Origin of the sequence: Salegentibacter maritimus, from assembly GCF_016236975.1 — a bacterium.
Classification (GTDB): domain Bacteria; phylum Bacteroidota; class Bacteroidia; order Flavobacteriales; family Flavobacteriaceae; genus Salegentibacter; species Salegentibacter maritimus.
Genome location: NZ_JAEHNY010000001.1, coordinates 332,014 through 344,056, shown reverse-complemented (window position 1 = coordinate 344,056; position 12,043 = coordinate 332,014). Strand labels below are relative to the sequence as shown.

Below are 12,043 nucleotides of genomic sequence, written 5' to 3'. Positions count from 1 at the left end.
ATTTTTTAATTAAAAGTTAAATTTAAGACTAGCACCAATTTCTCTTACTGCGGGATAGGCACCAGACTGGTATCCCTGAACGTTTCCTGAACTAAGCCCTGCTTCTGGATCAGAATAAGGCATGTTCTTGTGAATTATCCAAAGATTTCGACCAATTATAGAAAGAGATGCATTGGTAAATGGAGTTGCATCTATAATGTTGGAACCAAAATTATAGGTTAAGCTAGCTTCTCTAAGTTTTACAAATGAAGCATCATATACGTGACCTTCATTGGCATCTCTACCATATCCATAAGGATTACCAAAGTAATCTGTTCTTGCTCTAGTGGTATTTGGAGAAGTGTTGGTTACTTCATAAGTACCATCATCGTTGTAAGATACATCACCCTGAACTCCGTCAAGAATTACACCACCACCATTTGCAATGGTATTTCTCATTGGGTTTCCAAGGTCGTTAGTCCCAACACTACTTGCGTAAATTCCAGTCGCGCGTCCATACCAGGTATCTAGGGAGAAAACATCTCCGCCTTTTTGTACATCTACTAGAAAGCTTAAGGTAAGATTTTTGTACGAAATAGAGTTAGATACACCACCTGTCCAATCTGGCTGAATATTACCAATAATATAATTTGCGTTTGGTGTTCTTTCGTAATAACCAGCATCTGTAATTACACGGTTTCCGTTATCATCGTACACATAAGCAGTACCTCTAATCGCACCGTAAGGCTGCCCTGGGGCTGCGTTTATTGAAACCCCACCTTGAAGGCTTACAGGGTTTAATTGAAGGTTGTCAATTCCATCGGTTAATTCAAGAACTTCACTTCTATTTTTAGCCCAATTAATATTCATAGTCCAGTTGAAATCTTCTGTTCTAATTGGGTTAAGGGTTACAGAAGCTTCAATACCTTTATTTTCAATAGTTCCGGCATTCAGTAATTTTGTTTGAAATCCTGTTGCTGTTGAAACTGGTACTGGGGTAATTTGATTCTCGGTTTGAGAATTATAGTAAGACACATCAAAACCTACTCTTCTATCAAAGAAGTTTGCTTCCAGACCTATTTCATAAGACTTCATACGTTCTGGATCTAGAGCCAGGTTAGCTAATTGTGAATTGTTGCTAGCCCATCCTGCAGATCCAAATGGGGCAGAGATTTCGTAAGTGTTAAAAACTCTATAAGGGTCAGTATCATTACCTACTTCTGCATAGTTGGCTCTAAGTTTAGCGAAACTTAACCAGTTGGCATCTATAACATTGGAAAGGATAACACTGGTGGAAATAGAAGGATAATAGAAAGTGTTGTTTTCTTTTGGAAGCGTAGAAGAACGGTCTCTTCTAATAGTACCTTCTAAAAAATAGGTGTCTAAATATCCCAGTCCGGCTCTTGCGTATATACCGTCTAACATTCTGTCGCTTTCATATTCTTCCGGCGGATTCATAGGAGAAGCTGAATTGCTCAAAGCATAAAATCCAGGTGCATTTAAGCCACCATTGGTTTCAGCAAGTATGTAGTTGCTTTCGTTTCTACGTAAGTTAAAACCTATGTTACCATCCAGGTTAAGATCTTCGGTAACATCTTTGTTAAAATTAAGAATAAGATCGTAGTTGTATTCGGCCGCTCTATTATTAAATCGCGAATAAGATGCGATATCGGCACTTCCAACATTTATTCTTTCTTCCTGTAATTCATCAAAAGTATCAAAAGAGAATCTTCCTAATACGCTAAAAACATCGCTTATCTCGTAGTTAAGGTTGATGTTACCAAAATATCTGTTACGAGTATCGGTCTGATAGTTTTCGTAAAGTGTCCAGTATGGGTTGTCAGAGTAGATAGGAGAAAGATTATCTGGCCCATTCGGGTTCCACGTAATGTTTTCCCTTGTTGCAAAATATGCATCTCTTTGGTCGTAAAGATCTACATTAGTTTGCCACCATTGTCTAAATTGTTGCATTAGGTTACCCGAGCTATATCCGGTGCCATATCGGCCTTTACCGTCTGTTTTAGTGTAGGAAATATTGGCTTGTGCAGAAAATTTATCTGTAAATTCATGCTGTCCGCTAAACTTTAAAGTATTTCTTTTAATACGGCTATTAGGTAAGTTACCCTGTTGATTAAAGTTTGTGGCACTTAATCGGAATGAACTTTTATCTGTTCCACCGTCTAGAGCTATAGAGTTAATTGCGGTATAACCGGTTTCCCATATGTCATTTGGAGTATGTTCTCCTGCTTCCCAAGGGGTAGCTTGCTGGTAGAAATCATAGTCGGTTCCTTCCAATTGTGGATATATCGAATTCCACTGGTATACTGGTCGTCCATCAAACCTTCCTCCAAAAGAGGCATCCTCTGTAAATGGAGTTGTTAGGTCTGGGTTCCCATCACCATCAATATCAGAAAGGTTAAAATATCCGTCCTCAGATTGATAGTATGCCCCGTATCCAGCACCATATTGATCCTGATATTCCGGAAGCGTGTTATCATTTACGTGAGTAGTCATAAGTGTTGAGCTCACAGAAACTCCAATGCCCTTTCCTTTTCTACCTTTTTTGGTTTCAATGATTACCGCTCCATTTGCCGCTCTGGCACCATATAATGCAGTTGCAGCCGCACCTTTTAAAATGTTTATAGAAGCAATATCATTTGGGTTGATGTCTGAAGCAGCGTTACCGTAATCATAACCACCTCTACCAGAATCCTGCCCAGAGCGGTTATTGTTGGCGTTACTTACTGGAGTACCATCAATTACGAATAAAGCCTGGTTGTTTCCTGTTAAAGAGGAGTTACCACGAATTACTACATTGGAAGATCCTCCTAAAGTACCAGTAGATGATACTTTAAGACCTGCAACTTTACCAGAAAGAGAGTTTACGAAGTTCTGGGTTGGTACATCAGAAACTTCGCTACCATCTACTTCCTGAGTAGCATAACCAAGAGACTTTTTCTCTCTTTCAATACCAAGTGCAGTTACTACAACCTCATCTAATTGTGAAGAATCTGTAGTTAATGTCACGTCTATTGTGTCATTATTTCCTACAGTGTATTCTGATGTTTGCATTCCAATGAAGGAGTAAACTAAAACATCACCTTGTGAAGCGGTGATGGAATAATTTCCGTCAAAATCTGTTTGGGTACCTGTGTTGGTGCCCTTAATCAAAACGGTTACGCCCGGAAGGGGTAACCCATCTTCATCGACTACCGTACCGGTAATCGTTCGTTCTTGTGCAAAAGTAATTTGCACAACTAACACTAATAATAGTGTTAGAATACTACTAAACTTTGTTTTCATTGTAAAATTTGTTTGAATTAGCCAATGCCAAATGTGCTAATAAATGGTTAATAAAACAAACTTTTACTTTTAAATATCCGCAGTAATTTTAAGGAAATGTTAATATTTATGCATAGAAAGTTTGGTTTCAGGGGTTCAGCTTTGCGGGTTAAAATGTTAAAAGGGTGTTTAGTTGAAATATTTATTTTTGAATATGTTGAAGAGGAAATAACAAAATTTTAGTTAAAAAATTAGTCTTCTTGAAAAAAATAGAAAATCATGAAAAATAAAAAAGTCCCCGGGTTTTGAAGCCGGGGACTTTTGAGAAATAAAAATGATTAAAAATTAATTTTGATCAGATGTAGATAGATTTGGGTTAGCATTAATTTCTGCCAGTGGAATTTTAAAGATCCAGTCGTCGTTTAAAGAAGGTTTCTCTACCTGGTAAGCATTCTGGTAAAGAACTTCAGAAGCCCCGGAACCTCCGTCTGCGGCGTGGTTAATACCTTCATCCCATCTAATATGATTAGTATATCCAAAACCTTCACCCCACATTTCCAGGCGCCACTGAAATTTTAGATGTTCAAAGAAATCCTCTTCAGTAGTGAAGTCATCGGCATTCCAGGCACTGTCCCTTGCCTCGGCCAATGGTCGTAATGCTTCCTTGGCTCCATCCAGGTCATCCATCATTAATTTAGCTTCTGCTTCAATTAGGTACATTTCTGAAGAACGCATGTAAATAATATCATCTGGATCTATGGTGCCGGGATTAGCTTGTTTTAGTTTAAAGTGCATGTATGGGTGGGTATTATGTCCTGAAACCAGTCCGTACTCACTTTTAATTTCAGCTATGGCAGCATCAAACTCATCTTCGGTCGTGTAAAGCGGATTGGTGTTATTTGCCCAACCGCCATTACCGTTGGCTGCAGAAGTATTTGAGTTAGGGGCATCTGGTAAAAACACATCGCCTCTGTAGTCTGTGTCCGGAATAGCATCAACCAATCTTCGATCTGCAATTTTAGGATTGTTTCTAATTTGGCTACCGTTAAAGGTGTTGCTCGCTAAATAGAAATAAGATCTAAAGAAGGTGGTTTCGGCCTGAATAACATGACTTCCCCAAATAACTTCAGAAAGATCGTTGGTGTAAAAACCAGCTTTCCAATCGCTTTCGCTTAATAATGGGTAACCTTCTCTGGCTTTTACAGCGGCATCGGCGGCAGTTTGCCAATCGCCTTTAGATAATGCCCATCGCGCTTTAAGGCCGTAGGCCACATTGATGTTTAATTGAGATTTGGCCTCCGCACCGCCCGAAGGTCTCGGTGCACCATTTTCAAAAGCGGTAATTGCGTCATTAAGATCTAAACCAATTTGAGTGTAAATTTCCTCAACAGTGGATCTTGGTTGGCTTGTAAAAGGTGATTCTGAAGAAAACAATAATGGTACACCTGGGTCTGTGGCAGGGTCACCAATTAAGTATCCTCTTCCAAAATGCTGCACCAATGATAAATAAGCGTAGGCTCTATAGGTATAAGCTTGCCCAAGAATGGAATTTAATTCAGGAGTTTCTGTTAATTCGCCACTGGTAATTCCATTGATCAATAAATTTGCATGTAAAATTATGTTGTAACGGTGGTACCACAGTAATTCCACCGTGAGTGAGGTGGGTTGTGTGTGTTCGTTCCATTGCATAGCGGATCGCCATGACAGGTTGTTGGCATTTGCCGAATGGATTAAACCGCCGGTTATATTATCCCCTAACGGAATCCAATAATGGTTGTTTGCCCTGGCGCTATTACCTCCGGGGAAAACGGTCTGTGATTGAGAGTATAGGCCGCGGTGTACTCCATTTAAGACTAATTGCATGTTCTCCTGGCTCGCCAGGGCATCTGATGCCGAAATGGCGTCAGTTGGTGTTCTGTCGAGGAATTCCTCTTCGCAAGATGTTATTGATATTGCAAGGAACATCAATAAGATATATTTTATTTTACTATACATACTCGTATTTTTTAATTATTAAAAGGATAGATTTAAACCTAGGGATACAATTCTTGGTGGGGAAAAGTCATCTCCGGGAGGAGTACCGGCTAAATTATATTGAGGATCTAATCCTGCTCTTTCGCTGCTTAAAAATAGGTTCTCACCAGTAATGGATACCCTTAAATTATCCAGTCCTAAGGCATCGGTAGCGTTTGCATTAAAACTGTATCCAAGATTAACGTTTTTTAGAGCCCAAAACGAAGCGTCGGTTAAGAACCTATCTGATTGCGTTCTCACTAAATCAGGATTCCCGTTTTCTAATCTGGGGACATCTGTGATGTCGCCCGGTTGTTTCCAGGCATTTAAAATATCCGGATGCAGGGATCTCCCATAACTGCCGCTATGCATTAAACTTGAATATGCGTTATCTAGTACGCTTCCGCCAATGCCGTAGGTAATTAGAAAGTCAAGGTTGAAACCTTTGTAGCTAAAGCTATTAGCTATAGAGCCAAGCAGGTCTGGAATAGATGAATCTCCGGTGTAGGCTTGCTGGGTATCCTGCCAGTTGCTTGTAGTTTCAATGTTTCCTTGTGCGTCCAGTACAGGAACGCTTTCGCCGTCTGCATTATCTTCGTATAAATAGAATAATTGATCTCCTGTTTCAGGATCTACCCCGGCTGTTCTTAATAGGAAAAAGTCAAACCTTGAGCGTCCTTCGGCCCATCTTTTACTGCCATTTACAAATGGATCTGGTAAAGAGGTGATTTCATTTTTAAAAGTTGAGGCTTGTAGGGTAAGGTCCCAATCAAAACCATTTCTGTTTAATAAATTTCCTGTTAAAGCTAGTTCCCAGCCTGAATTATACATGTCACCCAGGTTTACTGGAACCTGGTTAAGGCCGTTACTAAGGGCAATCGGTAAATTGTAAAGTAAATCGGTTGAATTTTTTCTGTAGTATTCTACAGATCCTTCCAGGAAGTTATTGAATAATGCAAACTCTAATGCTACATCATAGGTTTCAATGGTTTCCCATAATAAGTCGGTGTTTCCTATGTCTGTAAAAAGAATTGCAGGGTCTGCTGCGTTTGAGGTAATTGTAAACCTTGCTTGTGATAAATAACTGTCTAGTAAATCATCGTTTCCTACTTCTCCGTAAGAGCCGCGAACTTTTAATTTGTCTATAAAAGGTACATTGCTCATAAAATTTTCCTGGTCAATACGCCATGAGGCGCCAACTGAGTAGAATGTTCCCCAACGGTTGTCGGATTGAAACACCGATGATCCGTCACGTCTTATAGAGCCACTCAAATAATACTTATCATTGAAATTGTAATTAGTTCTTAAGAAGTAACCTTCAATAGCTTTATCAAAAGTGGCTCCATCAAGGTCTACAATATTAGAAAAATTTGCAAATTCATAAATACCATTGGCAGCCTGTATGGTTTTAAGTCCATCAATATTGGACCAGCTTCTTTCAAAGCTTTCATGACCTGCGGTGATGTCCAGGTTATGATTGCCAAAACTATTGTTGTAAGTTAAGATTTGATTGAAGTTTTCAACATCGCGCCTTACCCTTTCTTCGCTTAATCTTCCATCTGGTTGAGCATCACCAATAATCGCATTTTCGTATTCTCGTTCCCATAATTCATTAATGTCACGGCCGTAGTTTAATCTTATATTAAGGCCGTCCAAAATTTCGTATTCTCCAAATAACCTAATTCCGTAGGTGTTGTCTTTATCTCTTTCGTTGTTTAAAACCAATTCCTGGATAGCATGTCTTCCCTGGTTGATAGGTCTAGAACCGATATTAAACTCAGAATACCCTTCTCCATTATCGAAAACAGGCTGTCCAAAATCATTGGTAACAATGTTTCCTTCTAAATCGTTAACATAAACCGGATATATAGATCCAACGCCAAGAGCGAAACCAAATGGATTAACAATACTTCCTGTTCCGGCAGAACTAGGGCCCCTTGCTTCTGAAATGGCTATATTGGCATTACCACCAACTTTAAACTTATCGCTAACATCAAACTCTGCATTAAGTCGTGCTGTTAACCTGTCAAATCCAGAGGTGATAACGTAGCTTTCTTCATCTAAGTAAGAAGCAGAGAAATATACAGTATGGTCGTCGCCACCTGCCGATACATTTAGGTTGTAATTTGTTCTTATTCCGGTTTGTTGTAATTCCTCAAACCAATCCAGGCTTTTGTAAATAACCTCTGCATTGGGATTTAATTGTCCATTTGTTCCTACTATTTCATCGTTTGGAACATTAAACGGGTTGTAGCCTAATTGATTATAAATGTTAGCACTCGCAAATGCAGGATCTCCATCTCCAGCACTTGAGTTTTTAAGTGCTTCCCACATAACTTCATAATATTCACCCGGCGATATTTGGTCGTATAATTCAATACCGTTGGTGACCATACCGGTTTGAGCGGAAACATTTATTTTGGTTGCTCCGGCTGTTCCTTTTTTGGTGGTGATTATTACAACACCATTAGCAGCTCTTGAGCCATACAGGGATGTAGAAGCTGCATCTTTAAGAACTGTGAACGATTGTATATCTTCCTGGTTAATCGCATTAAGATTACCTTCAAATTGAACCCCGTCTACAATGTACAGTGGGTCTGTATCTCCGTTTAAAGTTCCAACCCCTCTAATCACTATTCCGGGAGATTCTCCAGGGCCAGATGGAGATGTAAATTGTACTCCGGTAGCTTTACCTTCTATTGCCGCAATAGGAGAGGTTACGTTTCGTTGCTCCAATTCGGCTGATCCAATTACATTTGCTGAACCGGTAAAAGCGGCTTCACTTGAAGTACCGTACGCGACAACTACCACTTCATCTAAGGAGGCTGAATCGCTTCCCAGTGTTACGTCAATGATATTTGGGGAGCCAACCGTAATTTCTTTAGACTCCAATCCTAGAAAAGAAAAAACTAGTATATCTCCTTGTTCTGCTTGAATGGAGTACTTTCCGTCAAAGTCGGTTTGAGTGCCGGTTGATGTCCCCTTCTTTAATACATTTACCCCGGGTAGAGGAAGATTGTCTTCATCTGTTACTGTCCCGGTGATAGTCTTCTGTTGTGCATAACTCATTTGCACAATTAACGCCAGAAGTAATGTCAAAATACTACGTGGTTTTAGTAATTTTACTTTCATTATAACATTTGTTTGAATTATCTTAAGCTAATATCATAAAAAATAATTAATAATGTATGTATTTAGGTTTATTTTTTGTTTGGTTTGTTTTGCTTTGTGTTTGGTGAAGGGTTCTTTTATTTTCTTGGATTTTTTTTGAAATAAATTGCTGATTGTTTGATAAGTATATTTTTATTTCTACATTTGCAAACCCGAAAAAATAGGGGATTAATTTTAAATAATAATTAGGTAAAAGAAATTATGCCAACAATTTCACAATTAGTACGAAAAGGAAGAGCCCAGATGACCAAGAAGAGTAAATCGGCTGCTTTAGATTCGTGCCCTCAAAGAAGAGGAGTGTGTACGCGTGTATACACTACTACACCTAAAAAACCAAACTCGGCTATGCGTAAAGTAGCAAGGGTTAGGTTGACTAACGGAAAGGAAGTGAATGCTTACATTCCGGGTGAGGGTCATAATCTACAAGAGCACTCGATAGTATTGGTTAGAGGTGGAAGGGTAAAAGATTTGCCGGGTGTAAGATACCACATTGTTCGCGGTGCATTAGATACTGCGGGTGTTGAAGGTAGAACTCAGCGTAGGTCTAAATATGGAGCCAAACGCCCTAAAAAGTAATTAAAAACTTTTAATGTAAAGAAATGAGAAAAAGACAGGCGAAAAAAAGACCGCTTTTACCAGATCCAAAATTTAATGATCAGCTTGTAACACGTTTTGTGAACATGATGATGTGGGATGGTAAAAAATCGGTTGCCTTTAAAATTTTCTATGATGCAGTGGCTATTATAGAAGAGAAGAAACAAGACGAAGAAAAAACCGGTTTGGAGATTTGGAAAGATGCATTATCTAATGTTATGCCTCACGTAGAAGTTAGGAGTAGGCGAGTTGGAGGTGCTACGTTTCAGATACCAATGCAAATAAGACCGGATAGAAAAGTGTCTACTGCTATGAAGTGGTTGATTTCTTTTGCGCGTAAGAGAAATGAGAAGTCTATGGCGCAAAAATTAGCTGCTGAGATTCTTGCTGCTGCTAAAGAAGAAGGTGCTGCGGTTAAGAAAAGAGTAGATACTCATAAAATGGCTGAGGCTAATAAAGCATTCTCTCACTTTAGATTCTAAAATAATGGCACAAAGAGATTTAAAATTTACCAGAAATATAGGAATTGCAGCTCATATTGATGCAGGTAAAACTACAACAACAGAGCGTATATTGTTCTACACTGGAGTGAATCACAAAATTGGTGAGACTCACGAGGGTGCAGCAACTATGGACTGGATGGAGCAAGAGCAGGAGAGAGGTATTACTATTACATCTGCTGCTACACATTGTACGTGGAATTATAGAGATCAGGAGTATGTGGTGAACATTATTGATACTCCCGGTCACGTTGACTTTACTGTTGAGGTAGAGCGTTCTTTACGTGTTTTAGACGGTGTTGTGGCTTTGTTTAGCGCTGTTGATGGTGTTGAGCCTCAATCTGAAACTGTTTGGAGACAGGCAGATAAATATAAAGTACCGCGTTTAGGGTTTGTGAATAAAATGGACCGTCAGGGAGCTGACTTCTTTAATGTGTGTAAGCAGGTTAGGGAAATGTTGGGTGGAAATCCTGTGCCATTGCAAGTGCCTATTGGTGATGAAATTGACTTTAAAGGGGTTGTAGATCTTATATCTAAGAAAGCAATAGTTTGGGATGATGATAACTTCGGAATGACTTATACCGAGGTGGATATTCCTACCGAACTTCAGGAAGATGTGAATAAATACCGTGCAGAGCTTGTGGAAGCTGTTGCAGAGTATGATGAGAGCTTAATGGAGAAGTTCTTTGAGGATGAAGATTCTATCACTGAAGATGAGATTATAGCTGCTTTAAGGGCTGCAACTATAGATATGTCTATCATACCTATGATGTGTGGTTCTGCTTTTAAAAATAAAGGAGTTCAGGCGATGCTTGATGCTGTGATGAGGTATATGCCTTCTCCGGTAGATGTAGAAGCTATCGTTGGGACTAATCCAGAAACAGGAGAAGAAGAGTCGCGTAAGCCTCATGTAGATTCTCCTTTCTCTGCATTGGCATTTAAAATTGCTACCGATCCTTTTGTTGGTCGTTTGGCATTTTTCCGTGCTTATTCAGGTGGGTTGGATGCAGGTTCTTACGTGTTGAATAACCGTTCTGGAAAGAAAGAGCGTATTTCTCGTATTTACCAAATGCACTCGAACAAGCAAGAGCCTATTAATAGGATTGAAGCTGGTGACATTGGTGCTGCAGTAGGTTTTAAGGATATTAAAACCGGAGATACACTTACCGATGAGAAGCATCCAATTATTTTGGAGTCTATGACTTTTCCTGAGCCTGTAATTGGTATCGCTGTAGAGCCTAAGACGAAAGCTGATGTTGATAAGATGGGTATGGCTTTAGCTAAACTGGCTGAAGAAGATCCTACTTTCCAGGTTAAGACTGATGAAATTTCAGGTCAAACCATCATCTCAGGTATGGGTGAATTACATATTGAAATTCTTGTAGATCGTTTAAAGAGAGAATTTAAAGTAGAGGTTAATGAAGGTCAACCTCAGGTAGAGTACAAAGAAACAGTAACTAAGCACGCGGATCATAGAGAAGTTTATAAAAAGCAATCTGGTGGTCGTGGTAAATTTGCTGATATCGTATTTGAAATGGGGCCTGTTGATGAGGATTTTGAAGGAAAAGGGCTTCAGTTTGTTGACGAAATTAAAGGTGGACGTATTCCTAAGGAGTTTATTCCTTCCGTAGAAAAAGGATTTACTGAAGCTATGAAGAATGGACCTTTGGCTGGATTCCAAATGGATACCCTTAAAGTTGTTTTGAAAGATGGGTCATTCCACCCTGTGGATTCTGATCAACTTTCTTTCGAATTGGCTGCTAAAATGGGTTACAAAGCCGCGGCTAAAAAAGCCGGTGCTGTAATTCTTGAGCCAATTATGAAAAACGAAGTGGTTACTCCAGAAGAAAATATGGGGGATATTGTTGGTGACCTTAATAGAAGAAGAGGTCAGGTAAACAGTATGTCAGATAGATCTGGTGCTAAAATCATTAAAGCGGAAGTGCCTTTAGCTGAAATGTTTGGGTATGTTACTACATTAAGAACATTGTCTTCTGGTAGAGCAACTTCTACGATGGAATTTTCTCACTATGCTGAAACTCCTTCTAATATTTCTGAAGAAGTGATTAAGGCAGCAAAGGGTACAAACGAATAATATTAGGAAAATGAGTCAGAAAATCAGAATAAAACTAAAATCCTACGATCACAATCTGGTAGATAAATCTGCAGAGAAAATCGTAAAAACTGTAAAAACTACAGGTGCCGTTGTAACAGGACCAATTCCTTTGCCAACCCACAAAAAACTTTTTACTGTTTTACGTTCTCCTCACGTAAACAAAAAAGCCAGAGAGCAATTTCAATTGAGTTCTTATAAAAGGCTTCTTGATATCTACAGTTCTTCTTCAAAAACCATTGATGCGTTGATGAAGCTTGAATTACCAAGTGGGGTTGAAGTAGAAATTAAAGTGTGATAATTCTTGACTTTTGTGAATTTAAGTAAAGCAAAAGTTTAGAAGTATCCATCCCGAACTTGTTTCGGGATCTCCTGATGTATATCGGGAATT

At 39.1% G+C, this 12,043-nt stretch carries 7 protein-coding genes; 4 read left to right on the top strand and 3 right to left on the bottom strand.

Translation table 11 applies throughout. The features are described 5' to 3' along the window. Positions 1 to 9: 9 nt before the first annotated feature. The 3 genes from I6U50_RS01660 to I6U50_RS01650 form a co-directional block, all read right to left on the bottom strand. Positions 10 to 3,282 (bottom strand): SusC/RagA family TonB-linked outer membrane protein, encoded by a 3,273-nt coding sequence (locus tag I6U50_RS01660; RefSeq protein WP_193710307.1) that lies wholly within the window; start codon positions 3,280 to 3,282, stop codon positions 10 to 12. 324 nt (positions 3,283 to 3,606) lie between these two features. After that, on the bottom strand, positions 3,607 to 5,256 hold the full coding sequence (locus tag I6U50_RS01655) for a RagB/SusD family nutrient uptake outer membrane protein (protein ID WP_198637605.1): 1,650 nt from the start codon (positions 5,254 to 5,256) through the stop codon (positions 3,607 to 3,609). A gap of 18 nt (positions 5,257 to 5,274) precedes the next feature. Further along, entirely contained in the window at positions 5,275 to 8,406 is a 3,132-nt protein-coding gene (locus I6U50_RS01650; protein WP_198637604.1) for a SusC/RagA family TonB-linked outer membrane protein, read from the bottom strand. 240 nt (positions 8,407 to 8,646) lie between these two features. On the opposite strand from I6U50_RS01650, the gene rpsL reads away from it, so the two are divergent. Genes rpsL through rpsJ form a run of 4 tightly spaced genes read left to right on the top strand, consistent with a single transcriptional unit; the run spans position 8,647 to position 11,950 of the window. Next, the gene (gene rpsL, locus I6U50_RS01645; RefSeq protein ID WP_193710310.1) at positions 8,647 to 9,021 is read left to right on the top strand and encodes a 30S ribosomal protein S12; all 375 of its coding nucleotides are present in this window, start codon (positions 8,647 to 8,649) and stop codon (positions 9,019 to 9,021) included. A 23-nt stretch (positions 9,022 to 9,044) separates the two neighbouring features. Beyond that, positions 9,045 to 9,521, top strand: a complete 477-nt coding sequence (gene rpsG, locus I6U50_RS01640; protein ID WP_193710311.1) for a 30S ribosomal protein S7 — start codon at positions 9,045 to 9,047, stop codon at positions 9,519 to 9,521. Between the two features lie 4 nt (positions 9,522 to 9,525). Continuing rightward, entirely contained in the window at positions 9,526 to 11,634 is a 2,109-nt protein-coding gene (gene fusA, locus I6U50_RS01635; RefSeq protein ID WP_198637603.1) for an elongation factor G, read from the top strand. Between the two features lie 10 nt (positions 11,635 to 11,644). Beyond that, complete coding sequence (gene rpsJ / locus I6U50_RS01630; protein WP_037319211.1) at positions 11,645 to 11,950, top strand: 30S ribosomal protein S10; 306 nt, start codon at positions 11,645 to 11,647, stop codon at positions 11,948 to 11,950. The last annotated feature ends 93 nt before the right edge of the window (positions 11,951 to 12,043 follow it).